The following is a 25,656-nucleotide window of genomic DNA, read 5'->3' as shown; positions in this document are numbered from 1 at the left end:
ACCGTTCAGCATACTCCCGACGGGATAAGGCTCAAGCGGATGTTTTACGGCTGTTCATTCGAGGGAATCGAACGTTGCTCGCATACCTCTTTCACTGCTCGCTTCAGCGCTGCCGCCATGGCATGGGCGGCTGGACCCGCACGATCACGATCACGAAAGATAAGCTGAACAGGGACCTCGCGAACGCCTCCCGCAGTGAGCGGCAGCGGCTTCAGGGCTCCACTGGCCAGTTCGTCGGCAATACGAGTTTCTGGAATCCAAGCGAACCCGAGTCCGCGTCGCAGCATGTCCAATGAGGTGCCCACATGCCCGACGGTCCAGCGCTGCTCGGCTTTCAACCATCCCGCATTGGTGGACTGACGCAGCGCGGAATCGCGCACCACGAGCTGACGATGTTGGGCTAAATCACGCAAATCCAGCGAGCGCCCAAGTTGATGCAGAGGATGACGCGGATGCGCTACCGCCACGAAACGAATATTGACCAGCGGCTCTCCCAAAAACCCTTGGGCCTCGATACCGGAGACCACTAAGTCGGCACGGCCATCGTAGAGCATCTCGGTCCCCCCGTTCAGCACGCTCTCGTGGAGCTGCACGCGTACCTGAGGATAGGTTTCCGAAAAGCGTTCCAGTGCTTTGGCTTGCGCCGCTGCAGGAAAAATCTGATCGATCGCCACGACGATCTCTGCTTCAAGCCCCGCCGCCAAGCGCGAGGCGACGTCTTCCAGAGACGCCGCGCTTTCGATCAGCTGCCGGGCCCGTCGAAGCAGCAACTCACCCGCTTCGGTCAGCCGCACCTGCCGCCCGATGGGCTCGAGCACCTGGATACCCAACTGTTCTTCTAATTTATGCACCGCATGATTCAGCGTAGAGGGGCTTTTATGGATCGCCTCTGCCGCCCTTGCGAAGCCGCCATGATCCACCACGGCGGCCAGCATTTGCCACTGCGCTAGTGTTACCCGAGACATTTCGATTTCCTCGACGCCATACAGCGAAACCATCCGCTTCATCTTCGAAAAACAATCCTAGAATGCCAGGAAATGAGGGTGAGTACTTGTTTGTTAGCGAATTTCGTTGACTCACTGCTCCGTCTCACGGAGTCATAGTCCCCAAAAAGCCCCAAAGAAACTCAATGAAACATTAAAATACAAAAAATTACCCTATTACTATTAGCAACTCCGCTGGATACGCCTTGCACTCATACGATTGACGCGGCGTTGCATTTTTGAATCGTTAACCGGTGTTATGGATGTTATTAATGCGGGCTTACATGCTGATATGGGCACAAAACGCTCGTTTATTTAGACGCACGTTATATTTCCCTGTCACAAGACTTCATTTGCGTCTATGGTGAAGGTGAATACACCGTTTTGTTGGCTTTAGAAAGCTGCGGCCTTTTGGTTACTTTTGTTAGCAAACGGTGTTCATGGCTGAATAAGAACCCTTCATATTTGCGCTATTCAGCGGAAGTATATTTTGTGTATGAATGTACAGTCTATTCACCCCCTTTCCCTTGGGGTATGGTTCCCGAGTTTGCTTACTTTCATGTTACTTTTATTTCACGAACTCGGCGGCCTATTTACTCATGTTGCGAATCCTCCATTCGCTGCCTCGCACGCACAAATTATTACTGTTACCCGTGGCCACCATGGTCACCGTGCTGGGCGCACAAAAACTCATCACCACCTATCATGACCTGAATCAACCTCAAACACCGCTGGAGAGCGTGCTCGTTCCGCTACCTAGCGACTCAGCCCCCGGCGTCCCGTCGCTTCGTCAAGAGCGAACGCCAGTGGCAGAAGCGATCGACCGTGCTTCTCGCGCCCTCGACGCGACCCGCGAACACATCCCTTTGAGTGAACTCACCGCCACCGAGATCGTCGATCTCGATGTGATTCCCAGTGCCGAAGCGTCCATGGCAAGTGATGCAGCCCCACACGCTGCGCATCCTCGGGTCGCGCTGAGCGACAGCCCGTTGGATGATGGCGCGCTGCATATGGCGATCGTGTTAGGCACGATTACAAGCGGCATGCTCAATGTCGACGACTCCGTCGAAATCGCTGATGCCACTTCTTACGAGGATTATGGGGTCGAACTCTACGAGGACGATGTGTCGTTCCTGGAACTGGAGCTGGCAGCCGAAGAGCCGTTCGTTCCTGAGTGGGAAACACATATCGTCGAGCCTGGCGAGACGTTTGCCGTGTTAGCGCAAAACGAGCTGGGCTTGGGGTACAGCGAAGTGCTCGCCCTGCTGGACGACCTACCCGATCCTCGTATGTTGACGCATTGGCGTGCAGGTCACAGCTTCGACTACCAGTTGGACGAAACGGGCCGGTTGTTGGCACTGCGCATGATGAAGAACACGCGCGAAGGCGTTCTACTAGAGCGGGATAGTGACCAATACGCCATTACGGCTATCGAACGTCAGGGTGAGCCCGTACAGCGCCTTTATGCCGGTAGCGTAACGGGCAGCTTTGCTCGCTCAGCCCAAGCCACCGGCTTGAGCAGCAGCTCCGTCACGGAGCTTACGCGCATCTTGCAAAAAAAGCTGGACTTCCGTCGTGACAGCCGCCGGGGGGATCAGTTTCAGGTCTTGGTCGAATCTGACATGATCGATGGCGAGACACTTGATTCGCGTGTACTGGCCGTTAAGTATGACGGCGAGCGTATGGACCTGACCGTCGTGCGCAATACCACCGACGATAATTTTTACACGCCCGAAGGCAGCAGCCTCGATCCGGCCTTTGCGCGTCGTCCTTTCGAAGGTAATTATCGTCTTAGCTCCAACTTCAACCCACGCCGCCTACACCCGGTCACCGGTCGAGTGAGCCCGCACAACGGCACCGACTTTGCGATGCCCATTGGTACCCCCATTACCGCGCCTGCGAATGGTCGTGTCGAGCGTGTCGGCAACCACCACGCTGCCGGTCGTTACATTGTCGTGCGCCATGACAATGGCTACCGCACCCGCTATTTGCACTTGTCGCAACCATTGGTCAGCCAGGGCGAGCGCGTCACGATGGGCGAGCGTATTGCGTTGTCCGGTAATACCGGCCGCAGCACAGGCCCCCACCTGCATTATGAAGTCATCGTCAATAACACGCCGGTGAACGCGATGACGGTCGAACTGCCCGAGAACACTAGCCTAAGCGGCGATACGCTTATCGCGTTCCAACGCCAAGCCGAGCCAATGTTGGCCGCGCTGGAGAGTGGCGAAACCGGCACCATCAGCGTGGCTAACTATGAGCGCAATAACGACAGCGACGAAAGCCTCCAATAAGCACTCTCCACGGCGATACAAAAGAGCCGCTCCACACGACGTGGGGCGGCTTTTTTGACACTACCAGTCCTGATGAATGACGAGCGACTTACACTGCTTCGAGCGCTGCGAGCAGCGCCGCATCGCGGTGATAGATATCCTCTCTGAACACTACGTCTCCTTGCCCGTTGGGCCAAGCAGTCAGGTAGTGCAGCGCTACCGGAATACGGTTAGGCAAGTTCACGTTTTGATCGCTGCGGCCATTCGCGATCAGCGTATCGAGCTGATAACGGCTGCCGCTGTCTTGCAGTAGGAGCTGGGCAAATTCCGTTACCCCCTCAACCCTCACACAGCCAGAGCTCAGTGCCCTGTGCTCACGCTGAAAGAGCCCTCTTGCCGGGGTATCGTGCAAGTAAATCATGTCGTTATTGGGAAAACGCACCACGACACGTCCCAGAGGATTGCTGCTCCCTGCCACTTGGCGAAGCATCACGCCTCCCGGACGCTGCCAATCGATCGTGCTCGCATCCAGCGTTTCTCCGGATAGGCTCACTACCTGAATGTTCTGCCGCGCCAGATACTGCTCGTCCTGGCGGATCCGTGGTAGCACATCTTCCCGCATGATGGTCGGGGGGATCGTCCAGCTTGGGTTGACGGTCAAGTGGCTGATCGAGGAGTGGATGATCGGCGTTTCACGACTGGGCGAGCCCACCACCACTCGGGTATCCCAATGCTGGCCATTGGGGCGCGTATAATGCAAGCGATAGCCTGCAATATCGACCCACACGTTGGGCGTGCGCTCCAGCGAAGGGCGAATCCAGCGGGCTCGCTCCAGGTTGATGCGCAGTTGGTTCACTCGTGCGGAGACGGGCATGTTCAGTGCCAGCCGTGTGCGCTCTCCCACTACGCCATCTTCTTGCAACTGGTGGCGTCGCTGAAAACGCATGACCGCTTGCGCTAACTCTCGGTCGAAGCTGCGAGGGTCAGCTCCTGACGCCTGCACGTCGACCATGGGGTAAGCGCTACTATCTGCTGCCAGCAGGTGGGGCTCGCCCCATAGCGTCAAGCGCTGGCGAAGCGTTTGCACGTCATCGTCGATATCGCCGGGGCGCAGCGACTCATCGCGTCTTGGTAAATAGGGCACGCTCATCTGATCGGCCAGCCGACGATAGTGCACCAACGCTTCACGAAGCTGGGCATAGGCCGCCATATTCGGCCTCGCCAGTGACAGCGCTTGCTCGACCCTCCCCTCCTCGACGGCTTGCACTACACGTGGCAGCGCATAACGCCGCTCAGGTCGCTGCAGATCCCAATTCGGCTCGACGCGTTTAGGATCCACTTTACCGATCGATAGATGATCCAACGCCAAGAGCAGGGCCCGAGTGGCTCGCACGTCGAAATTGGCCTTCGCACGATCGTCCAATTGCTGGCTTTGCTGGAAGTCACTCAGCAACGACGAGGCTTGATAGTCGTCGGGCGTCAACCCGTCATCGGGCAACGTGTTCAACGCGCTGACCAGCGACTGAACGCGTTGAAGCTCTTGCCACGCCGGCTGCCCACCGCGCAGTTCATAGAACGACGCGATGGGCAGCGACCCTTCATGGTGTTGAAGATGCTGCGCGAGGGCTTGCTGCAACGCGGCGCTGGCTGGCTCATTGGCATCGGCCATTATCGGGCCGCTCAGCGCCAGACAGAGCGCCGCTCCTATCGCCCATCGTCTTAGTGGCTGGTGGTCGTTCATCGCCTCTCCTTGCGTTACTATGCTGCGTTGTAATGTGGCTTCACTCTTTTTGCTTACCGTCGTATCAGTAGTTCCCGTTCTGATACACGTTTTTTATCATAGCCGCTTACGCTGACTCTTGATGTATCGACCTCGTTACGCTTTTGACTCCTTCAGCAGGATAACGCCCCATGCTTTTTCGATCACGCATGATGAATGTACTGTTTTCTTTATCCATCGTACTGTTTTCTTATCCTCTTCAAGCCGCTGGCTTTTTCTCACAAGTGGCCGCCGCCCCAGCTGCGGGGGTATCCCCCCTTCATCATCAGTTACTGCAGTTAGCGCCTAATGCCACGCCAACTGCCCTCAGGTTAGCGGCCCAGGCATTGAGCTGTGCCGATCCATCCGCAGAGCGGCTGGCCGTCATCGATTACTCGCTGCCATCCACAGAGCCGCGCATGTGGGTGTTCGATCTTCACCAACATCAGCTGCTGTTCGAGGAATTAGTGTCCCATGGACAAGGATCTGGCGATGCCGTGGCCAACGCGTTTTCCAATGTTCCCGATAGCCATCAATCCAGCATCGGTCTGTTTCGCACCATGAACAGTTACTACGGCCGCAATGGCTATTCACTACGCTTGGATGGCCTGGAGCCTGACGTCAACGATCTGGCCTTCGAGCGAGCGATCGTCATTCATGGCGCGGACTACGTAAGCCACGATTTCATCACCCAAACCGGTCGCCTAGGGCGAAGCCATGGCTGCCCGGCGGTACGTGAGGACATCACTTACCCGCTAATCGACAGTCTAAAAGAGGACCAGTACGTCTTCGCCTACTATCCGGATGAAGAGTGGTTAGCCACGTCAGCGTTTTTACGCTGTGAGTCGTCGACGCCCATGCACCTAGCCGAGATGAAATAGCGCAGGCGAGTGGTATGGCGATGCTCCTTTTTTGCGATGACAAGAGGCTGATTTTCATCAGCTAAGGCCACGCTTCACAGGCAAACATAAAAACCTTCTGCAATACTTTGTGACAAAACATCACAAATTGCGTCATCACTGAAGGTACCGGTCAATGTTTGCCTTTATGCACCCCTATCAAACGATCCGCCGCCTGGAGCAGCAAGTCGCCGAGCTACACGCTCAATTGGCCGTGGCCAAGAGCACGCGGGGCTGCCGCACGATTAGCTTAATGACGCCCCTGGAGTCGGTGAGTATGCTTCAGTCCAAAGGCGCGGATATGCTCACATCCCTAGAAGAGGGCGCCGAACGGCACGCCGAACAGCTTGCCAGTGAACGCGCCACGCTCACCGACCTGTTTACCCGGCTACATGACGCAGAAAAAGCGTCTCAACATCTTCAACAGCAGTGTCAAAGGCACCAGCAGGCCGATACGCATTACGCGGCGCCACTCGCCAGCGACACGGCCCTTCACGAGCTGCGCGGCATGAGCGTCGAACTCGCCCGTATGGCTGGTCATACCCGAGCCTTGGCGATGAGCACGGCACTCGAAGCGGTTCACGTTCAGGAAGCGCCCAGCGGCCTCACCGCCGTGGTGAGCGACATCCAGCACCTGGCCGAGCGCACCCAGCAGTTGGCGCACCAGTTGGATCAATGGGTCGAGCAAACGGCTACCATGCTGAAGGAGGATGCTCGGGTCCTTGGCCATCAACGCGAAAGCGCAAACGCTTTGGCGCGCGCCGCGCAAGACGCCGAACAAGTGATCGAACAGCTCACCGACCAAGCACGCCATATGTACAAGGTGATCCACCACAGCACTACGACGGCCTGTCTACACGCGGCCAAAGTGGAACATGCCGTGTGGAAAAGTCGTCTTTACCAGCAACTATTATCAGCTTCCCAAGAAGTTCCTCTTACGGATCAGCACCACTGCGCGCTGGGTCGCTGGTACTTGGCAGGTGACAGTCGCCGCTATCAGCAAAGCGATGCTTACCGTGCACTGGCCGTGGCTCACCGCCGTTTCCATGAGAGCGGTCTAGAGGCCTTGCGCTATTCCCGACAGGGGGACCTGACCGGCGAGCTGGCCTCGCTGGCGCTCATGGAAGAGGCCAGCGTGACGCTGGCCCAGCAGCTCGACAGGTTGATGGAGCATGCGGTGTACGACCAGCCGCTGCCCCAGACCCGTTCATCACCGTTGGCCGACGCTCCCTAGTCTGCGGGGTAGTTCCCCATTCTTCCGTCCGGCGACTTTTATGCCATGCTAAAGGCACTTCCATCAAAGACGGAAAGGATGACGATGGCACCGGTAAAAAAGCTCGACCTCGCGCTACAGGGCGGAGGTGCTCATGGCGCGTATACCTGGGGGGTGATCGACCGCCTTCTGGAAGATGATCGCATCGAGATCGAGGGCATCAGCGGCACCAGCGCAGGCGCCATGAACGGCGTGGTGATGGCTGATGCTTTGACTCGAGGCGGAAAGCGAGCGGCGCGTCAGGCACTGCGGGAGTTTTGGCAGGCCGTTAGCCGCGCTGGCATGGCCAGCCCCATTCGCCGCTCCCCTATGGATATTCTGACCGGCAACTGGAGCCTCGACCACTCGCCGGGCTATATCGCCATGGACTTGATGACGCGCCTGGTATCACCTTACCAACTCAACCCACTCAATTTGAATCCGCTACGGGATATCGTGGCGGCTCATATCGACTTCGAACGCGTACGCCAGTGCGACCAGCTCAAGCTTTTCGTCGCGGCTACCAATGTACGCACGGGCAAGCAGCGCGTCTTTCGCCGCGAAGAGATGAGTGTCGACGCCGTCATGGCCTCCGCTTGCCTGCCGTTCATGTTTCAAGCGGTGGAGATCGATGGCGAAGCGTATTGGGACGGTGGCTACATGGGCAATCCGGCGCTGTTCCCTCTCATGGAGGAGTGCAGCGCGCGGGACATCCTGCTGGTGCAAATCAATCCGATTCGTCGCGAAGAGCTTCCCACCTCCGCCTCGGCGATCATGAACCGCCTCAACGAGATCACCTTCAACGCTGCGCTGATCAAAGAGGTACGCATGATCGCACTACTCAAGCACGCTCTCGAAGAGCAAGGTATCGAGAACTGCTATCAGCAGGCCCTCTTTCACCGCATTAGCGGCGACCAAGCCCTGGATAACCTATCGGTTTCCAGTAAGCTCAACTCCGAATGGCCCTTCCTTTGTCACCTATTCGAGCAAGGCCGAGAGGCGGCCGAGCATTGGCTCGCCACGCATTTCGATGCCCTTGGCAGGGTGTCCACACTCGATATCGATGCGGTCTACCTACACGAATAAGCGCGCTCACGCCCAGCCACTGCCCCAACTTAGCGCACGCTGCCCAAGCAGAGTGCGCTAAACGAGCGTTAAGTGCTCTACTCTCCCCCGTCTTTGCCACTTGCCAAGCAGTCTCCTATCTAAGCAAAATCTTTAACCAACTGTTTTCACTGATTTAAAAGAGTGATGGCGGAGTATTTGCTTATTTTTTCTACATGGTGATAGGCGTGGACCAGGCCCAACAGGGTACGAGTGCGTCGGACCTGACCTTCAACGATGAAGGCATGTTCCCGTAACCACGTAACGCCTGCGCGTTGCGTCTCGACAAACTCGTTCGTACGCTGTGAGGTCACTCCCATGGAGATCCGCAACAAAGCCAACCGTATCCGGTTGCTCAATTTCTCGACGCCGCAAATGCGGGCCTTTCACCTCTCCTGGTTTGCATTCCATATCTGCTTTTTTGGCTGGTTCGGTATCGCACCACTCATGGCCGTGGTGCGCGAGGATCTCGCGCTAACGCAAACCCAAATCGGCAATACCATCATCGCCTCGGTGGCGATCACCGTGATCGTTCGGCTGCTGATCGGTGTACTCTGCGACCGTATCGGCCCACGCAAAACCTATACGGGCCTGTTGATGCTGGGCTCCATTCCCGTAATGGGAATTGGCCTTGCCGACAGTTTCGAGACCTTCTTACTGGCACGCTTGGCGATTGGCGCCATCGGCGCATCGTTCGTCATTACCCAATACCACACCACCTTGATGTTTGCGCCCAACGTGGTAGGCACCGCCAATGCCACCAGCGCTGGCTGGGGCAACCTGGGCGGCGGTACCACCCAAATCGTCATGCCGCTGATTTTCGCCGGCGTTCTGATGCTCGGCGTGAACGAAGCCCTCGGCTGGCGACTCGCCATGGTGGTGCCTGGTGTGGTGCTGTTCTTTACCGGTATTGCCTACTGGCTGTTCACACAAGACGCCCCCAATGGCAACTTCAGCGAGCTGCGCGCACGCGGTGAGCTGCCACCCGCTACCGGTGAGCACGGTGCCGCCCAAAGCTTCCTGGCGGCGGCGAAGGATATCCGCGTATGGGCACTGTTCGTCGTGTATGGGCTCTGCTTTGGCGTCGAGCTAACGATCAATAACATTGCCGCCATCTACTTCTTCGACAAATTCGATCTGACCCTGGCGACCGCTGGGCTCATTGCCGGACTCTTCGGCTTGATGAACATCTTCGCTCGCACACTGGGCGGCGTGTTTTCCGATCTGTTCGCCAAACATGGTGGGCTAAAAGGACGCGTTCGCTGGCTTTTCATAGCGCTGGTGTGCGAAGGCATTGCCCTGGTAGCGTTTTCCCAAATGCACGTGCTCAGCCTAGCCATTGGCATCATGTTAGTGTTTAGCCTCTTCGTGCAAATGGCCGAAGGCGCCACCTTTGGCGTGGTGCCTTTCATCAACAAAAAAGCCCTGGGGGCCGTGGCCGGTATCGTAGGGGCCGGCGGCAACGTGGGCGCGGTGTCTGCGGCGTTTCTATTTCGTAACGAAAGCTTGAGCTACCAGCAGGGTCTTTTCTACCTGGGCCTGACCGTGTTGGTACTAGCGTCTTGCGTACTGGTGGTGCGTTTTAGCGAGGCCACCGAAGCCGAAGAGGCCAGCGCATACCGTGATGCCGTCGGCGACGATACGGGCGCAGGTGCTCTCTCACTACGTTAATATCTGTGAATATTGCCCCTGCCAGTGTGCCGCTGCGGGGGCATTTGACTTTTGGCGGCGAGTATCAAGGAAATCACCATGTCTTCTGCCCAACAGCTTCTCTTTACTGCCCTGCGCTGCGACATCGATAACCTTCACCATCTCGCTACGACCGTGGATATCGTGAGCGATATCAGCCAGTTCATTCATGTGCTGCAGCGCGAACGCGGCGCCTCGACGATTTACCTGGCCTCACAAGGTAAGCGTTTCAAAACCCGCCGAACGACCTACGTTCAACATAGTCAATCGGCCGAAGCCTCGATGCGCCTGCGTTTAGAAACGTTCAGCCAGGAAGCTCGACCTCAAGCCACCGCACGCTTGCTGCGCCGCATTGCCAGCGTTTGGCTAGCGCTGGATGAGCTCGATGCCCTGCGTCGAGCCATCGATACCTTTCATATTTCACCGGACGCGGCCACGCAGGCATTCAATCACCTGATTAGCGGTTTATTGGCGATCGTCTTCGAGGCCGCAGACACGGCTGTCGATCCAGACATCACCCGCGCTCTGGTAGCCACGTTCCACCTCATGCAAGGCAAGGAGCTTGCCGGACAAGAGCGTGCCTGCGGTGCCTTTGGGTTTACCCTAGGCCATTTCGATGACGCTCATCGCACGCTGCTCAACGAACTCGTCGAGTCCCAGCAACGCTGCTTCGATACGTTTGCCGAATTCGCCACCCCAGAAGCACTGAGCGCTTGGGAACAGTCGCTTTCGCCCCGAACGCTGGCCGGTATTAGCCAGCTACGCGACATCGCCTGCCAACGCTCGGAACATCGAACGGCGTCGGGCAACACCTTGGGGGAAACCTGGTATGAGCTGACGACCCTACGAATCGATACCATCAAAACGGTGGAAGACACGCTCAACACGCAGCTCATGGCCCTATGCCACCATAAAATCGCCCACGCACAAGCGGCGCTGGATCACGCCTCGGCCACACCCGACAGACCACTTCCAGCCCCCTGCGAACAGTTGCTGGCGCTTAGCCCCTCTCAACCGCTGGGCGATTTGACCGCCACTGCTCTCCATTCGCCGCTGAGTCGTTCGCTGCTGGAATTGACGCATGCGCAGTCGAGTCGTCTGCAAGGACTCAGCGACGAACTGGAAAACACGCGCAAAGCGCTGCGGGAGCGGAAGCTGATCGAACGAGCCAAAGGCCTCATCATGGCCCATCAGTCGATGAGCGAGGAGGAGGCGTACCGTTTTCTGCGCAAAACGTCGATGGATCAAAGCAGAAGCATGGCCGATATGGCACGCTCGATCCTAGATCTCTCTGCCATGCTGCAACGACAGCAAGATACACCCTAGCGACGGCGCTCGTTTGCAACCCCACTCGGTTTTGGCCATGCTGAAGGTTCATGTATGACAGCAAGGAGAGCCAACGATGCAAGACCGCGTACTGTTAATTACCGGCGCTTCCAGCGGCATTGGCGCGGCCACCGCCCGGGCAGCGGCCCGAGAAGGGTATCAACTGGTGCTGGCCGCGCGTTCTGCCGATAAGTTGACCTCCCTTGCCCAAGAGCTCGGCCCAGAGAACGTGCTCACGTGCGACGTCGATGTCACCGACTTACACCAGCAGCAAGCCATGGTGGAGCACGCCATTGAAACGTTCGGCCGTATCGACGCGGTATTCGCCAATGCGGGCCGCGGGGGCTCGCCCGGCGGTTTTAGCAGCGCCGACCATAACGCTTGGCGGGAGATGATTCTGACCAACATTTACGGCGTTGGCCTAACCTTGCAAGCCTGCCTGCCGGAGCTGAAACGCCGTCAAGGACACGTGCTGCTGACCGGTTCGGCTGCGGGACGCACGACCATCCCCGGTTCTATGTACAGCGCCACCAAATGGGCGGTCACGGGCATTGGTTACAACCTGCGCGAAGAGTTGCGCGGCTCCGGCATGCGGGTCACATTGATCGAACCCGGTATGGTCGACACACCGTTTTTCGACGAGCCGCCCGAGTATGCGCTGCAAGACCGCGATATTGCCAATGCGGTGATCTACGCGCTCGCTCAGCCGCCACACGTGGATGTCAATGAAATCTTGGTACGCCCGACGCCCCCCAAAGAGTGACCCCAACGCCACGGCGGTTGTAATTGCACTTGGCCGCCCACATAAACGCTGCATTATGAAGCGTGCTAACAAAAATAGCCCGCTGACCATGCACGTTTATTAGGTGATTTATGAGCCAACTTGCGAGCACCGCCCTCTCCGTTCTGGATCTTGCGCCCATTCGTCAAGGCGGAAGCGCAGGCGAAACGTTCCGTGACAGCGTATCACTGGCCCAGCAAGCAGAATCGCTGGGCTATCGGCGCTACTGGCTAGCCGAGCACCACAACATTGCCGGTATCGCCAGCGCCGCCACCTCGGTCTTGATTGGTCACGTGGCGGGGCAAACGTCCACGATACGCGTGGGTAGCGGTGGCATCATGCTGCCCAATCATCCACCGCTGGTCATTGCTGAGCAGTTTGGCACGCTTGAGACGCTCTATCCTGGGCGCATCGACCTGGGCCTTGGCCGAGCCCCTGGGTCGGATGGGGCGACCATGCGAGCAATGCGCCGTCACGCCCATGCAGGTGTCGACGACTTTCCGGAGCGGTTAGAAGAGTTGCGCCGCTATTTAGACGACGAGGATCCCCGCCAAACCGTCAAAGCCGTGCCCGGCCAGGGCACACACGTACCCATTTGGCTACTGGGTTCTAGCGGCTACAGTGCCCAGCTTGCGGCGAAGCTGGGCCTGCCCTTCGCATTTGCCGCCCAGTTCGCCCCGGGTTATCTGTTCGAGGCACTCCGCCTCTATCGAGACAACTTCCGCCCCTCCGCGCATTTAGAGTCACCCTATGCCATGGTCGGCTTGCCGGTCATGGCGGCTGATAGCGACGAGATGGCGCACTACTTGGCCACCACCGCCCAGCAAAAATTCTTGAACCTGATCCGGGGGAAGCCGACACAATCGCTGCCACCGGTCGATGCCTTGGATTGGTCACCCATGGAACGCGCCCAGGTGGAGCAGTTTTTGGGAGCAGCCATCATCGGTGGCCCAGAAACGATCAAAGCACAGCTAGCCGCGTTTCAAGAACGCACGGGGGCCAACGAGCTGATGATCAATAGCGATTTTTACAGTCACGCGGATCGCTTGCGGAGTTATGAGATCGTCGCCGAGGCAGTTCGTTAAACTGTCTGCCTTAACCTTTAGCGACCAGAAAAGCGCCTGCTGCGAACATCAGCGAACCGGCCGTGCGGTTGGTGCCTTTTTGTGCGCGCTCAGACTGAAAGAAGCGGCGTGCGGAAGACGCACATGAGGCGACCAGCATCAATCCCATCATCAGCCCCACCAGCGTCAACCCGACCGCCAACACCATATCGCTGCGGTCGAGCGCGGTGAGATCGATAAAGGTCGGTAAGAAAGCGATATAGAACAGAATGACTTTCGGGTTGGAGGCCGAGATCATAAAACCTTGCAGAAAACTCTTTGCAGCATCACGACGCCAAGCGCCACGGCTGGCTGGGAGGGCGTCGAGCGTTTGCGGGGATACCTCGGCGGTCCACATTTTCCAGCCCAAATAGAACAGGTAGATGGCGCCAGCGTAGCGCAGTAGCGTAAAGGCGTCTCCCCAGTGTTCCGCCAGCGCCGCCAAACCGTAAAACGCCAGCAGCAGGTAAATCACATCGCTGACCGTCATTCCCAAGGCTAACGGGATACACGAGCGCGCTCCCGATGCCATTCCCTTCGCCAGCAGGGCAAAAATACCCGGTCCGGGGGTCACGGCGAAAACGAAAATCGCCAGAAAATACGTCAGAGCACTCTCAACGGTCATGGTCTTGCCCTCTTGCGGTCCAGTGGTTCACTTATCAACGTACCCGTCGCGCAGATACGCATTAGAGTGTGCTAACGTTGCGCATGACGACACCCATGGAAGACACCTTATGTCCAGCCTTCAGTTTTCGCCGATGACCGCCAAAGAGTTCGCGCTCTTCTGGCCTACGTTTCAAGCCATTGTAGCCGCCCAGGAAACCTACGCGATAGACCCCCACATTAGCCAAGAGGAAGCGTTTGCGCTGTGGTGTCAAACGCCACATCTTAGCATGGCGGTAAAAGATGAGCAGGGAACACTGCTGGGCAGCTACTACTTGAAGGCCAACGCCGCAGGCCCCGGCCAGCATGTATGTAACTGTGGTTATATGGTCACACCGCAAGCGCGGGGCAAAGGGGTGGCAAGCGCCATGTGCGAACACTCACAGCAAGAGGCCGTGACGCAGGGGTTCAAAGCCATGCAGTTCAACGCCGTCGTCGCCAGCAATCACGTGGCCGTGGGCTTATGGCAACGCCTTGGCTTCGAGATCGTCGGTACCGTGCCAAACGCCTATCAGCACGCTTCATTAGGGTATGTGGATACCCATGTCATGTACAAAGCACTAACCCCACACTAACCAAGCGCTTCTACCCTGACTGAAAGCAGCTGCCTGCCTGGAAGAGAACGTGTCGCTCGTCGAGGAAACCAGCACGGCTTACGTCTCTCCCCTGGTAGGATCGCCCCCTTCGCGGACGGCGGCTACGCCTGAGTGGGAAGCTTTTTAGCCGATTGCTTCACATCGTTTGTGTCACGATGCTCATTACTTAATAGGGCTGGCTTGCTGGCCCTTTTTAATAGATGCACAAGCTTTCCCTTCTTAACACCACGACCTTGCAAAAAAGTGTAAAAAAAACTGCTCAGCACCTCTCAATGTCTCTCTTTTTGTGTCGATAATGTACAGGCGAGGCTCCCCTCCTTGCAGGTGTTCCCCCCCTCCTTTTCCTCCCGAGAGAGTCATCATGAGAAACTTCCCTGTCAAACACTTGTTGGCAGCCGTGCAAGGGCTAATGGTGATCGCCCTGCTGGCCATCGCAGCGACAGGTATCGTATCCAAAATGAGTGTGATGGAGAGCTTGCGAGAGCTCGATGAAGTCGCGGCCCAGCAAGTGGCGTCGATCAACCGCGCAGAAGTCAATTTAATGGAAATGCGCTTACGCTTGGCTCGCTATACCGCTTATGTCGAGGATGGTGAAAATCCCTCTGCGCAAGAAGCGCTCGAACTCGCACGCGCAGCGCTCCAGCGAGCCGATACACGCTACGCTGAGTTTACCGCCATTGAAGTACCGCCTACGGCCGTTCGTGCACCGCTCATTGCAGCCATTGATAATTACTACCCGCAAATGATCAACGAGGCGTTTCGCAGCGATTTAGCGGCTGCCAATTACGCTGCGATCGTGCAGCACCGCGAACGCTTCAATGTGGAGTTCGACAGGCTTAGCGATGCCATTCGTGCGTTCAACAGCCGCGCGCAAGCCCTAGCAGCCGAAAACATTGCTCACGCCGAACAGGGACACAGAGTGACCATGCTGTTCAGCGGTGCATTGATTGTGCTGGCGCTTCTGTTATCGCTGGGCGTCCAAATCGGTATCAATCGCCTTATCGTGCGCCCGCTGCAGCGCGCAGTGGAGCTTTGTGAGCATATAGCCAAGGGCGATTTGACCCGCCATATCGAATCGCTGGGTAACAACGAAATTGGTCGGCTCTACAGCGCCATGCATGATATGCAGGGCAAGCTGCAAAGTATGGTAGGCACGCTTACCCAAAGCAGTAGCGCCGTGGCTGCCAGTTCCCGCCAAATCGCTGGGGGCAGCCAGGATCTCGCCTCACGTACCGAGCAGCAGGCCGCCGCGCTGCAACAAACCGCTGCCAGTATGGATGAGATTTCCTCCATCGTCCGCCAAAATGCCGACACCGCCGCACAGGCGGAGCGTTTGACCCAGGATGCTTCCAAAAAAGCAGCCCATGGTAAGCAGGAGTCGGAGCAAACCAGTGTGCTGATGCGCGAACTGGAAGCCAGCTCTCAAAAAGTGAATGAAATCATTCAGGTCATCGACTCGATCGCCTTCCAGACCAATATTCTAGCGTTGAACGCCTCGGTGGAAGCCGCCCGTGCAGGCGAACACGGCCGCGGTTTTGCCGTCGTGGCGAGTGAAGTTCGCTCGTTGGCAACGAAAACCTCCAACTCCTCGAAAGAAATTCGCACGATGATCGAGGATATCGCGGGCCGCATTGCACAAGGTGCCGATCAAGCGCTGAAAAATGGCGAGAGCATGGACGACATCAACCAAGCCATCATCCGAGTCAACGATATGATGCAGGAGCTAGCGCTGGCGGCGAAAGAGCAAGAGTCTGGGATCAGCCAAATCAGTACGGCGATTGCCGAAATGGATTCTGCTACCCAGGAGAACGTTTCTTTGGTGGAAGAAACCAGCACGGCTTCAGCCTCACTACAAGATGAAGCCTCACGGTTGGCAGAGTTGGTCGCCGCGTTCCGGATCAACGCCTCCGACCGTCACTCTATGCTTGCCCCATCCGCCGCTTCAGCGCCTACCCAGCGTTTGCGCGCTCCCTCACAAACTGTCAGCACGGCTCAACGCCAGCGGCCAGCAGCCGAGCCTGAGTGGGAAGCGTTTTAATCGAGCCTCCAGGCTGCGTGTCGGAGCACATCCGCTGTCCCACGCAGCCTCCGTTGACCCTATCGATTCGTGCCATAACAAAAATTACGTTAGGGTGACTCTCTTGACGACGACTCGCTTGGCCTATCGATGCCTAATCACCCTTCACTGCTGACGCGTATCTCTTTGCGCACCCGCATCATTGGCTTGATCACCTCGTTAGTGATTGCCATCACGCTCCTGCTGAGCTGGGTCGCTTCCCGCGAGGCGGCGCTACAACTCGAGGAAAATATCGGGTACCGCAGCGCTGATACCGCGTATCAAATGGTGGATAAACTCAGCCGCAGCATGGATGCGCGGGTTAAAGAGGTGCGCCTACTGTTGGGCATCAAAGAGTTTGCCGATCGCACCGACCCCTCCTCGGTGCGCGCCCAGCTCGAACATCTGCAGCGTAACTATGACGTGCCGTCTTGGATTGGCGTAACGAATGCCAGTGGAACGGTGATCGCCTCTACCGGAGGGCTTCTCGAAGGATCGTCGATTGCCCAGCGGCCGGTATTTATCGAAGGGCGACAAGCGTTATGGGTGGGGGATGTTCATGATGCCGTCATGCTATCCCAGCTACTCCCCAACCCCACGGGCGAGCCCATTCAGTTCGTCGATATCGCCGCTCCGCTCACCGATTCGAGGGGCATCTTTACTGGTGTGCTCGCCGTCCATCTCAGCTGGGAGTGGGCAAAACAGGTGAAAAACTCAATGCTTTCACCGCAACTGCGTGCCCAGCAAACCGAACTACTGCTGCTCTCCTCGCAAGGCAAGGTGATTCTTGGCCCCACTGAACTTGTCGGTGAATCGCTGGCGTTCATGGAGGGAACTATTAACAGCCCCACACCCACTTGGACCATCGAAACCTGGCCCGATGGGGAACGTTATGTCACGGGAATAGCGCGTAGCCATGGGTTTGGAGATTTCCCAGGCTTGGGCTGGGTCGCTGTGAGCAGGCAGCCCGTGAGTACTGCTTTCATTCCAGTCGACCAGCTTTACGAACTGATTCTCGGCACGGGGCTACTGGTAGCGCTGTTGTTTTCCATCATCGGCTGGATCGTGGCCGCTCGTTTAGTCGCACCGCTCACGCGCTTGGCGCGCGCGGCTGACAACATCCAGACGGCCACCAGCCGCAGCGAATTGACGCTGGAAACCGGCTCCCCCGAGCTCAAACGGCTATCGACGTCCATGCGTGACATGGTCGAGCGCTTGATCGATCAACGCCGCACCATCAGCCGTTTGGAAGACTTGGCCAATACCGACCCGCTGACGGGGCTGGCTAACCGCGCCTTCCTCAACCACTACCTGCAGCATACGCTGCCCGAGGCACGTCGGCAGCACCAGAGCGTCATCGTACTGCTCTTCGATCTCGATGGCTTTAAACGGGTCAACGATGAGCTTGGCCATCATGCGGGGGATTTACTGCTGATCGAGGTCACCCAACGGCTCAAGTCGACGTTGCGCAGCGGTGACGTAGTGGCTCGTTTAGGGGGCGACGAATTCGTGATGATTCTGAAAAGTACGGCTGAGCAAAGCGCCCATGTGGTGACCGATGTCAGCCAACGGCTGCTGCAACGTATCGCAAGCCCGGTGATGCTGCCCGGAGGGCACCAAGCGCAGGTAGGTTGCAGCCTGGGAGCAGCCTGGTGGCCTCAACACGGCCACGACATCGAACACGTCATGCAGCTAGCCGATATGGCGCTCTATCAGGCCAAAAGCAAAGGCAAACACCGATTGGTCATTTACGGGGAATCGTCTTGAAACATTCTTGCAACTGCGCTTCGGCCACATCGCTGCCCAGTCCAGTCAAGTAGGCAATGTTTCGTTCAGGGATGGCGGCCGTATCTCCGTAAAACGCGATGGCTCGCTCGACGCTAGCCTCGCGCAATACGTGCACCATGGGATAGGGCGAACGATTGGAGTAGTTGGCGGCGTCGTCGGGGCCTGCGCCATCGAAGCAGTAGTCAGGGTGAAACGTGGCCAACTGATACACACCGTCGTAGCCTAGTTCGATCAATAGATTTTCCGCCAGCTCGACGTAATCCAGATAGTGGTCGAAACTTTTAAACAGCGTCGGAAACGTCAATAAAGTCGTCTCTGTTTCAGGGTGCTCATCGAGCCAAACCATCTCGGCAGCCAGCTCCTCCAACGCTACTTCCACTTTTTTAGAACGCACCACCTCCACACGTATCGTGTCGTTCTCCAACTCCCGTTTGGCAAAAGGGCAAATCTCATGTCCTACGATAAACCGGCGCACCCAAACGAGTGTCTGCTCCACGATTTGCTGATCGGCGTCTTGCGTCATCTCCACTCCCACATTGGCCTGCTGTAAGCACTTTTTAGGTGGCGAGTGCCTCGCGCTGGCCACCAGTGTACAGCGAAGTTCATACCCCGTCAGGCGTGCTGCTGATAGCGAGCCAACGCGACCTCGTAGGATTTATGAATATGATCATCCATCAATGCCCGGGCAGCACGCGCATCACGCTTGAGCGCCAGCTCCACCAATTCGTGGTGCTGCTCATCCAGCTCTTGTCGAATGGTGGGCATCTTGGGGCCTAAACGCCGGTAACGATCGAATTGGTCGTGCAACTGCTCGATGAACCGCAACAGCCACACCGAGCCGCAAGGCGCCACCAGGGTCCGGTGGAAGTGGGTGTGCAGACGCTCCCACTCCTCGCCTTTGTCCAGCGTAATATCCGCTCGCTTCAATCGATGTGCCGCCGCCAGCAAATCGGCTTCCCACACAGCATCGCCGTGGGCAATGGCGCGCTCTAGCGCCATTCCTTCCAATTCGGTGCGAAGGCGCGCAATGTCATCGAGCTCTTCACGGGTAAGCTTGGGTACCCTAAACCCTCGCTGATTCTCTTGAACCAGCAAACCATACGCTGCCAGTTTATTCAGCGCCTCACGCAGAGGGCTGAGCCCCACCTGATACTGCTCTTTGAGCGCATTGATGGCGAGCTTTTCGCCTGCTTTGAAGCGCCCCCCCACCAAGTCTCGACGCAGCACATCGTAGATAGAACTAGAGGCGCTGCTGGTGGGAAGCTGCACGTGCTTATTCATTTCGGCGTCCTTTTGCGTCACATCGCAAGGCTTCGGTTATCGGAACGTCCAACACTAGGTGTTGACGCCTCTTGGTAGGCTCACCTATATTCTATTTTAGACAAAATAATCGATTTTTTAACCAACAAACGATAAATAGGGACATTTATGCTGTTGACCTCATCGATCTCCTTACAGGCGCTGACTGCATGAAGCAAACTGCACTCTTTTGGGCTTTTTTCCGCGTCGGTATTTTCGGTTTTGGCGGCGGCCCGGCCATGATCCCGCTGGTCAGAGCGGAAGTCGTGACACGCCACCAGTGGCTGACGGATGAAGAGTTTGCCGATGTGTTGGCCATTGGCAATACCCTACCCGGGCCTATCGCGACCAAAATGCCCGGCTATATCGGCTATCGAGTCGCGGGCATCAGCGGCTGTGCTGCCGCGGTGATCGCCGTCATTCTGCCCATGATCGTGGCCATGATCGTGATGCTTGGCATTTTTAGCCGCTACCGCGACGTCGCCTGGATTCGCGGTATGGGGCAAGCGGTCATTCCCGTGGTCATGGTCATGATGGCGCAACTGACCTGGGACTTCTTCGATAAGTCCAAAGCCGCCCTTGGCTGGTGGGTCAGCATTGTGATGGCGGTCGCGTCGGGTGCGGTGATTTACTGGCTCGGCGTGCACCCTGGCTGGGTCATTGGAGCCATTCTACTCACGGCACTGCTACGCCCTTCGCGTAAAAAACACGTGGAGGGCACCGCATGATTTACTGGGATATATTTCTAGCGTTTTTCATCCCCAACATCATTGGTTATGGCGGCGGTCCTGCCATCATTCCGCTTATTGAAGCCGAGGTCGTCGGCCGCTATGGCTGGATGACTTCACAAGGTTTTGCCGAAACCCTAGCCCTTGGCAACGCGCTGCCTAGCCCCATCGCCACCAAAATGGCGGGCTATGTAGGTTACGAGGTAGCGGGCATCGGCGGCGCATTCGTCGCCGTGGCCGCCACGGTAGTTCCTTCACTGCTGCTCATGCTTGGCGCACTCGGGCTTCTATATCGCCACCGCGACTCCCCGCGCGTCAAGCGCATGAGTCAGTGGGTACGCCCCGTTATCGCCATGATGATGGCGTGGCTCACCCTCGGCTTTTTTATGGAAAGTATCGACGCAAGCGGCGCACTCCACACACTGCTCTTGGGTGTCGTGGCGGCTCTTGCCCTGGTGCGCTTTAACACTCACCCCGCCTTTGTCGTTATCGGCGCCTTGGTTTATGGAGGGCTCTTTCTCGGTTGACCTGTTGTGCACTAAAGACGATTCACTGCAGACAATAAGAACCCAAAATGGGACCACGCGCTCACCTCACCGCTGCTTGACGCAGCGGATCACCACACCAACTCCATCAAAAAGGTGTATAAAAATGACGCGTTCTAAACTTGCTCTAAGTACCACACTCGCCGCCATTGGGCTGACGTCCAGCCTGGCGCTCCTATCCACTGCCCACGCGGATTATCCCGAGCAGGATATTCGTTTGATCATTCCTTATGGGCCCGGTGGTGCCACGGATATTATTTTCCGTTTGGTATCACAAGAAGCAGAGCAGCACTTAGGTGCTTCGATCGTTCCGGTGAATATGGCCGGGGCGGGCGCAACGCTTGGGTCACGCAACGTCAAGGACGCCACGCCCGATGGCTACACGCTGCTGGGCAGCCATGACACCATTGCGCTTTCAAAGCTCGCCGGTACCGTCGATTACTCCTACGACGCGTTTGAGCCCATCGCCCTACTCACACAAACCATCAATATTCCAACCACGTATGCCGGACACCCCGTAGAGAGCGCGGCAGATATTGCTGACTACGTACGCGAAAACCCAGGCCAAGTTCGTTTCAGCATGATTCCAAGCTCTACCGATCATTTCTTTTGGGCACAGTTTTTCCAAGAGGCTGGCATCGATATGGCCGATGTTCGTCTAGTGGGCTACCCCGACACTGGCCAACAAGTATCGGCATTGATGGCAGAGGAAGTGGACTTTGCCATGTTCAACCTGCCTTCTGGGGGCGCTTTTTATGAAGATGGTACGTTCAAGCCTCTCGGGATTGCGCATCCCGAGCGTTTAGACAGCATGCCGGATGTAGCGACCCTTCGGGAGCAGGGTATCGAGATGGATCACTCCACCAGTCGCGGTATCTTTGCGCCCAAAGACACACCTCAAGAGGTACTAGATGCCGTCGCAGAGGCCTATGGTCAAGCACTGGAGGAGGAGCAAGTACAAAGCCGAATCGAGAATGAGTTCGGCTCGGTTGTACGCTTCCTGGCAGGCGAGGATTACCAAGCGTTCTTAGAGGAAAACGAGGCGGCGCTTTCGGCGGCGGCTGAAAACATCGATTTCCAAAACTAAGCGTTTCGACGTCATTTCTCGCTCATGCTCCCAGGGCAACGCGCCTGGGAGCACCTGGAGGCTATGCTAATGCTAACGCTTACCAAAGACCGCGCGCTGGCGCTCGCGCTGCTTGTAATGGTGGCTGTCATGTGGGTGGAGTCGAGCTCCATTCGCCCGCCGACAAGCTGGCAGCCTTATGGATCTGCCCTGTTCCCACGCATGTTACTCGTCACGATCGGGCTTTTATCGCTTTTGCTGCTGATCCGCTCTCTGTTCACCCGCGTTGCTCCCGTGGCGTCCTGGCGAATGGAGATCAGCGGTTGGTTCGCGCGGCGTAAGTCCGTCGTAGCGCTCTTTATACTGTTTGGGCTTTATGCCGTACTGCTGCCCTTACTGGGCTATATCGTGGCCACCATCGGTTTTTTAGTGGCCTCTTTTGCTTTGCTGTTAGGCGTCGACACCAAGCGTAAATGGCTGATTAACCTAGGGATCAGCTGCACGTTCGTGCCGCTGGTATTCGTGATTTTCCGCTATGGCCTGAACGTATGGCTGCCCTAACGCTGAGGAACGACCAATGACTCATTTCTTTCTTCAAGCACTCAGCGAGGTCGGAAGCATCTCCGTCCTGGGCTTGATCATCCTCGGCGTGCTGTTCGGTATTGTCGGGGGGAGCATCCCGGGCTTTACCGTGACCATGGCCATTCTAGTGGTCTTCCCTTTCACCTTTGCCATGGACCCGGTGAGCGGCGTATCACTCATGGTCGGCGTGTTTGTCGGCGGATACTCAGGCGGTATCGTATCGGGTGTCATGTTGGGTATACCGGGGACACCTTCATCGATAACGACCGTTTATGACGGCTATCCGATGGCCCAAAAGGGCGAACCCGGCAGAGCCCTAGGCATTGGCGTGATGGCCTCTTTTCTGGGCACGATTATCAGCGTGGCCGTGCTGGTCTTCTTTGGACCGCTGATTGCCAGTTTCAGCATGAATTTCCGCCCTTGGGAAATTACCGCGCTGATTCTCTTTGCCCTTACTCTAGTAGCCGGGTTATCGAATGGCGCGCTCTTGAAAGGCCTCTTGGCCGCCGCGCTAGGCTTGTTGATTACCACCGTCGGCTATGACCGCAACAGTAACCTGCGATTTGATTTTGACCTGCCTGCGCTTAGCTCGGGATTTGAGATGCTACCCGTAATGATTGGCGTCTTTGCCTTCTCCCAACTGCTCGGCAATATCGAAAAAATGCGCGACGGCCCCGACGGCGGCAAGGGCGTGGATACGAACGTGGCCATTCCTTACCGCCAGATCATGAGGGATATGGCAGGCCAAAAACTCAACACCCTACGCTCGTCATTGATCGGCAGCCTAATCGGCGCGCTACCGGGCACCGGCGGTACCGTTGCCAACTTTGTGAGCTACGATCAGGCGAAAAAGTTTTCCCGCCATCCTGAAACGTTTGGCACCGGAACGCCTAACGGGATCGTTGCCTCTGAGGCCTCCAATAGCGCAGTAGCGGGCGGCGCGTTCGTACCGACGTTAGCACTGGGCATACCGGGGGATCTTCCAATGGCCATCATGATGGGCGTGCTGATTCTTCACGGCATTACGCCAGGCCCGATGATGTTTGAGCAAAACCCCGTTTTGGTCGGCGCCATCTATGCAAGCCTCTTGATCGGTGCGGTAGTGATGGTGCTGTGTAATCTGCTGCTGGTGCGCTGGTTCGCCAAAATTTCGTTAATTCCGCAACAAATATTGGTGCCCGTCGTACTGATGCTCTGCGCGATCGGCGCCTATGCACTCAATAACAACCTCTTTGATATCTGGGTGCTGTTTATTTTCGGGATCGTCGGCTACTTGCTGTGGAAGGCGGGGGTTCCTCTCACACCGCTCATTCTCGGCGTGGTGTTGGGCAATAACTTGGAACGGCAGCTTTTCCGGGCGCTCGAACTCGACCCTAACTGGCTCACCTTTCTCACGCGGCCACTCTCTGCCCTGTTCTTAGTGTTGGCGGTCGCTTCGGTCGTCTTCTCGCTCTATCAAGACCGCAAACTGAAACGCCTAAAACCCGCGACATCCCAATAGTGATGACTCATCGACGCAAAGGATTCTACAACATGCATAACGACGCTCTCTATTACCCTAGCGCCTCGCGGCGTATGGCTACCTTTGGCAAGCGTGGCATGGTCGCCACTTCTCAACCGATTGCCGCTCAGGTCGGTATTACTATGTTGCAGCAGGGCGGCAACGCCATTGACGCCGCGATTGCCACGGCTGCCGCACTGACCGTCGTGGAGCCGACCTCGAACGGTATTGGCAGCGACGCGTTTGCGATCGTATGGGTCGATGGGAAGCTACACGGTCTCAATGCCAGCGGGCCTGCCCCCCAGGCGGCCACGATCGAGGCCCTCGAATCTCTGGGGCATGACACCATGCCCAACCACGGCTTGTTACCAGTCACAGTGCCCGGCGCCCCTGCTGCCTGGGCGGCACTCTCCGAGCGCTTTGGCAAACTGCCGTTTGCCGATCTGCTCGCCCCGGCCATTGCACTGGCGGAAGAGGGATTTGCCGTGACGCCAGTGATCCATCAAATGTGGGAAGACGCCTTTCATAACTACGCCACTTACCCAGATGCGGCATTCAAGCCCTGGTTCGATACCTTTGCTCCCAAAGGCCGTGCGCCGCGTCCAGGCGAGCTATGGTCGTCACCCGGCCACGCAAAAAGCTTATCTGCCATTGCGGTTACCAAGGCCGAGGCGTTTTACCGTGGTGAGCTGGCTGAAGCCATCGATGCGTTCTCCCGCGAGCACGGTGGTTTGATTCGTAAAGAGGATTTAGCGGCGTATCAGCCCGAGTGGGTCGACCCGATCAGTGTGCGTTATCAGGGCCACGATATTTGGGAAATTCCGCCCAACGGCAGCGGCATGATCGTGCTGCAGGCACTCGGCATGCTGGAACGGTTAGACCCGTGCCCAGGGGATGCCGTTGAAACCCTGCATCGTCGGATCGAAGCCACCAAGCTTGCCTATATGGATGGCTTCAAACACATCACCGAACGCAGTGAGATGGTGCCTACCACCGAGCAAATGCTCGACGATGCTTACCTCAAGGCACGCGCGGCGCTGATCGGTGAACACGCGGTGGATCCTGCCCACGGCAACCCATTACAGGGAGGCACCGTTTATCTCGCCACCGCGGACGACGATGGCAATATGGTGTCGTTCATCCAGAGTAACTTCAAAGGCTTTGGTTCTGGCATGGTAGTACCCGGCACCGGGATTAGCCTACAAAACCGCGGTTGGTCGTTCTCGCTAGATCCTGAACATGCCAATGCACTGGCCCCCGGCAAGCGCACTTATCACACCATCATTCCGGGCTTCATCACCAAAGATGATCAGGCCGTTGGGCCCTTTGGTGTGATGGGCGGTTATATGCAGCCCCAGGGTCAGGTGCAAGTGGTCACGTCAATGATCGAGGATCAGTTGAATCCGCAAGCTGCGCTGGACATGCCGCGCTGGAAATGGACCACGGGTAGAACGGTCGAGGTGGAAGCCGACTTCCCCAACCACTTGGCACTGGCGCTCGCCCGGCGCGGCCATAAGATCGTCAAGGTAGCCGACTCCATCAGCTTTGGCCGTGGTCAAATCATTCTCCGCGACCCTGTTACTGGCGTGCTGCAGGGCGGCACCGAACCCCGCACCGATGGGGCAGTACTGCCGCTATAGTGCTTTTCAGCTCATCACCTGCT

The 25,656-nt window shown here is 57.2% G+C and carries 22 protein-coding genes; 17 read left to right on the top strand and 5 right to left on the bottom strand.

All coding sequences use genetic code 11. The features are described 5' to 3' along the window. Positions 1-44 precede the first annotated feature (44 nt). The gene (locus tag GYM47_RS04385; RefSeq protein ID WP_139525664.1) at positions 45-965 is read right to left on the bottom strand and encodes a LysR family transcriptional regulator; all 921 of its coding nucleotides are present in this window, start codon (positions 963-965) and stop codon (positions 45-47) included. A 617-nt stretch (positions 966-1,582) separates the two neighbouring features. Between GYM47_RS04385 and GYM47_RS04380 the strand changes: the two genes are divergently transcribed. Next, positions 1,583-3,277, top strand: coding sequence for a peptidoglycan DD-metalloendopeptidase family protein (locus GYM47_RS04380; RefSeq protein WP_153842226.1), 1,695 nt, complete (start codon positions 1,583-1,585; stop codon positions 3,275-3,277). A gap of 88 nt (positions 3,278-3,365) precedes the next feature. Here GYM47_RS04380 and GYM47_RS04375 read toward each other — a convergent pair whose 3' ends face one another. Next, entirely contained in the window at positions 3,366-4,997 is a 1,632-nt protein-coding gene (locus GYM47_RS04375; RefSeq protein WP_153842225.1) for a L,D-transpeptidase family protein, read from the bottom strand. A gap of 170 nt (positions 4,998-5,167) precedes the next feature. Between GYM47_RS04375 and GYM47_RS04370 the strand changes: the two genes are divergently transcribed. From GYM47_RS04370 to GYM47_RS04340, 7 genes are all read left to right on the top strand, one after another. Beyond that, positions 5,168-5,896, top strand: coding sequence for a murein L,D-transpeptidase catalytic domain family protein (locus tag GYM47_RS04370; RefSeq protein WP_153842224.1), 729 nt, complete (start codon positions 5,168-5,170; stop codon positions 5,894-5,896). A 154-nt stretch (positions 5,897-6,050) separates the two neighbouring features. Then, the gene (locus GYM47_RS04365) at positions 6,051-7,148 is read left to right on the top strand and encodes a CZB domain-containing protein (protein WP_153842223.1); all 1,098 of its coding nucleotides are present in this window, start codon (positions 6,051-6,053) and stop codon (positions 7,146-7,148) included. 84 nt (positions 7,149-7,232) lie between these two features. Beyond that, positions 7,233-8,252 carry a patatin-like phospholipase family protein gene (locus GYM47_RS04360; protein ID WP_153842222.1) on the top strand — a complete coding sequence of 340 codons (1,020 nt, stop codon included), beginning with the start codon at positions 7,233-7,235 and terminating at the stop codon, positions 8,250-8,252. Positions 8,253-8,588: 336 nt separating this feature from the next. After that, positions 8,589-9,941 (top strand): NarK family nitrate/nitrite MFS transporter, encoded by a 1,353-nt coding sequence (locus tag GYM47_RS04355; RefSeq protein ID WP_153842221.1) that lies wholly within the window; start codon positions 8,589-8,591, stop codon positions 9,939-9,941. A gap of 78 nt (positions 9,942-10,019) precedes the next feature. Beyond that, positions 10,020-11,285 (top strand): nitrate regulatory protein, encoded by a 1,266-nt coding sequence (locus GYM47_RS04350; RefSeq protein WP_153842220.1) that lies wholly within the window; start codon positions 10,020-10,022, stop codon positions 11,283-11,285. Positions 11,286-11,361: 76 nt separating this feature from the next. Continuing rightward, positions 11,362-12,048: an SDR family oxidoreductase gene (locus GYM47_RS04345; protein ID WP_139525250.1), complete on the top strand. Its 687-nt coding sequence runs from the start codon at positions 11,362-11,364 to the stop codon at positions 12,046-12,048. Positions 12,049-12,158: 110 nt separating this feature from the next. Next, complete coding sequence (locus tag GYM47_RS04340) at positions 12,159-13,151, top strand: LLM class flavin-dependent oxidoreductase (RefSeq protein WP_153842219.1); 993 nt, start codon at positions 12,159-12,161, stop codon at positions 13,149-13,151. A gap of 10 nt (positions 13,152-13,161) precedes the next feature. Here the strand turns inward: GYM47_RS04340 and GYM47_RS04335 are convergent, their stop codons facing one another. Beyond that, a complete protein-coding gene (locus GYM47_RS04335) occupies positions 13,162-13,794 on the bottom strand; it encodes a LysE family translocator (protein WP_153842218.1) in 633 nt (210 codons plus the stop codon). Positions 13,795-13,903: 109 nt separating this feature from the next. Here GYM47_RS04335 and GYM47_RS04330 point away from each other — a divergent pair, with 109 nt between their 5' ends. From GYM47_RS04330 to GYM47_RS04320, 3 genes are all read left to right on the top strand, one after another. After that, positions 13,904-14,407, top strand: coding sequence for a GNAT family N-acetyltransferase (locus tag GYM47_RS04330; RefSeq protein ID WP_153842217.1), 504 nt, complete (start codon positions 13,904-13,906; stop codon positions 14,405-14,407). Between the two features lie 382 nt (positions 14,408-14,789). Then, the gene (locus tag GYM47_RS04325; protein ID WP_153842216.1) at positions 14,790-16,466 is read left to right on the top strand and encodes a methyl-accepting chemotaxis protein; all 1,677 of its coding nucleotides are present in this window, start codon (positions 14,790-14,792) and stop codon (positions 16,464-16,466) included. 129 nt (positions 16,467-16,595) lie between these two features. Continuing rightward, positions 16,596-18,251, top strand: coding sequence for a sensor domain-containing diguanylate cyclase (locus GYM47_RS04320; protein ID WP_153842215.1), 1,656 nt, complete (start codon positions 16,596-16,598; stop codon positions 18,249-18,251). Here GYM47_RS04320 and GYM47_RS04315 read toward each other — a convergent pair. After that, a complete protein-coding gene (locus GYM47_RS04315) occupies positions 18,229-18,795 on the bottom strand; it encodes a DUF1415 domain-containing protein (protein WP_153842214.1) in 567 nt (188 codons plus the stop codon). The two genes, GYM47_RS04320 and GYM47_RS04315, sit on opposite strands and share 23 nt — an antisense overlap. Positions 18,796-18,884: 89 nt before the next feature. After that, positions 18,885-19,553: a GntR family transcriptional regulator gene (locus tag GYM47_RS04310; protein ID WP_139525242.1), complete on the bottom strand. Its 669-nt coding sequence runs from the start codon at positions 19,551-19,553 to the stop codon at positions 18,885-18,887. Positions 19,554-19,741: 188 nt separating this feature from the next. Here GYM47_RS04310 and GYM47_RS04305 point away from each other — a divergent pair, with 188 nt between their 5' ends. The 6 genes from GYM47_RS04305 to GYM47_RS04280 all read left to right on the top strand — a co-directional run bounded on the left by GYM47_RS04305 (position 19,742) and on the right by GYM47_RS04280 (position 25,633). Next, positions 19,742-20,299, top strand: coding sequence for a chromate transporter (locus GYM47_RS04305; protein WP_139525241.1), 558 nt, complete (start codon positions 19,742-19,744; stop codon positions 20,297-20,299). Next, the gene (locus tag GYM47_RS04300) at positions 20,296-20,826 is read left to right on the top strand and encodes a chromate transporter (protein ID WP_153842213.1); all 531 of its coding nucleotides are present in this window, start codon (positions 20,296-20,298) and stop codon (positions 20,824-20,826) included. Before GYM47_RS04305 ends, GYM47_RS04300 begins: the two co-directional genes overlap by 4 nt. A 124-nt stretch (positions 20,827-20,950) precedes the next feature. Further along, positions 20,951-21,931: a Bug family tripartite tricarboxylate transporter substrate binding protein gene (locus GYM47_RS04295; protein ID WP_139525239.1), complete on the top strand. Its 981-nt coding sequence runs from the start codon at positions 20,951-20,953 to the stop codon at positions 21,929-21,931. A 69-nt stretch (positions 21,932-22,000) separates the two neighbouring features. Beyond that, positions 22,001-22,471, top strand: coding sequence for a tripartite tricarboxylate transporter TctB family protein (locus GYM47_RS04290; protein ID WP_139525238.1), 471 nt, complete (start codon positions 22,001-22,003; stop codon positions 22,469-22,471). A 16-nt stretch (positions 22,472-22,487) separates the two neighbouring features. After that, positions 22,488-23,993: a tripartite tricarboxylate transporter permease gene (locus GYM47_RS04285; RefSeq protein WP_153842212.1), complete on the top strand. Its 1,506-nt coding sequence runs from the start codon at positions 22,488-22,490 to the stop codon at positions 23,991-23,993. Positions 23,994-24,025: 32 nt separating this feature from the next. Next, entirely contained in the window at positions 24,026-25,633 is a 1,608-nt protein-coding gene (locus GYM47_RS04280) for a gamma-glutamyltransferase family protein (protein WP_153842211.1), read from the top strand. Positions 25,634-25,656: the final 23 nt, after the last annotated feature.

Origin of the sequence: Vreelandella piezotolerans (assembly GCF_012427705.1) — a bacterium.
Classification (GTDB): Bacteria; Pseudomonadota; Gammaproteobacteria; order Pseudomonadales; family Halomonadaceae; genus Vreelandella; species Vreelandella piezotolerans.
This window is presented reverse-complemented; position numbering and strand designations above follow the sequence as displayed.

Coding starts and splice junctions, on each gene's coding strand:
- GYM47_RS04290 (WP_139525238.1), top strand. CDS start 22,001: ATGCTAACGCTTACCAAAGACCGCGCGCTGGCGCTCGCGCTGCTTGTA.
- GYM47_RS04385 (WP_139525664.1), bottom strand. CDS start 965: ATGTCTCGGGTAACACTAGCGCAGTGGCAAATGCTGGCCGCCGTGGTG.
- GYM47_RS04285 (WP_153842212.1), top strand. CDS start 22,488: ATGACTCATTTCTTTCTTCAAGCACTCAGCGAGGTCGGAAGCATCTCC.
- GYM47_RS04380 (WP_153842226.1), top strand. CDS start 1,583: ATGTTGCGAATCCTCCATTCGCTGCCTCGCACGCACAAATTATTACTG.
- GYM47_RS04375 (WP_153842225.1), bottom strand. CDS start 4,997: ATGAACGACCACCAGCCACTAAGACGATGGGCGATAGGAGCGGCGCTC.
- GYM47_RS04370 (WP_153842224.1), top strand. CDS start 5,168: ATGCTTTTTCGATCACGCATGATGAATGTACTGTTTTCTTTATCCATC.
- GYM47_RS04300 (WP_153842213.1), top strand. CDS start 20,296: ATGATTTACTGGGATATATTTCTAGCGTTTTTCATCCCCAACATCATT.
- GYM47_RS04360 (WP_153842222.1), top strand. CDS start 7,233: ATGGCACCGGTAAAAAAGCTCGACCTCGCGCTACAGGGCGGAGGTGCT.
- GYM47_RS04365 (WP_153842223.1), top strand. CDS start 6,051: ATGTTTGCCTTTATGCACCCCTATCAAACGATCCGCCGCCTGGAGCAG.
- GYM47_RS04330 (WP_153842217.1), top strand. CDS start 13,904: ATGTCCAGCCTTCAGTTTTCGCCGATGACCGCCAAAGAGTTCGCGCTC.
- GYM47_RS04305 (WP_139525241.1), top strand. CDS start 19,742: ATGAAGCAAACTGCACTCTTTTGGGCTTTTTTCCGCGTCGGTATTTTC.
- GYM47_RS04280 (WP_153842211.1), top strand. CDS start 24,026: ATGCATAACGACGCTCTCTATTACCCTAGCGCCTCGCGGCGTATGGCT.
- GYM47_RS04335 (WP_153842218.1), bottom strand. CDS start 13,794: ATGACCGTTGAGAGTGCTCTGACGTATTTTCTGGCGATTTTCGTTTTC.
- GYM47_RS04325 (WP_153842216.1), top strand. CDS start 14,790: ATGAGAAACTTCCCTGTCAAACACTTGTTGGCAGCCGTGCAAGGGCTA.
- GYM47_RS04350 (WP_153842220.1), top strand. CDS start 10,020: ATGTCTTCTGCCCAACAGCTTCTCTTTACTGCCCTGCGCTGCGACATC.
- GYM47_RS04295 (WP_139525239.1), top strand. CDS start 20,951: ATGACGCGTTCTAAACTTGCTCTAAGTACCACACTCGCCGCCATTGGG.
- GYM47_RS04315 (WP_153842214.1), bottom strand. CDS start 18,795: ATGACGCAAGACGCCGATCAGCAAATCGTGGAGCAGACACTCGTTTGG.
- GYM47_RS04345 (WP_139525250.1), top strand. CDS start 11,362: ATGCAAGACCGCGTACTGTTAATTACCGGCGCTTCCAGCGGCATTGGC.
- GYM47_RS04310 (WP_139525242.1), bottom strand. CDS start 19,553: ATGAATAAGCACGTGCAGCTTCCCACCAGCAGCGCCTCTAGTTCTATC.
- GYM47_RS04320 (WP_153842215.1), top strand. CDS start 16,596: ATGCCTAATCACCCTTCACTGCTGACGCGTATCTCTTTGCGCACCCGC.
- GYM47_RS04340 (WP_153842219.1), top strand. CDS start 12,159: ATGAGCCAACTTGCGAGCACCGCCCTCTCCGTTCTGGATCTTGCGCCC.
- GYM47_RS04355 (WP_153842221.1), top strand. CDS start 8,589: ATGGAGATCCGCAACAAAGCCAACCGTATCCGGTTGCTCAATTTCTCG.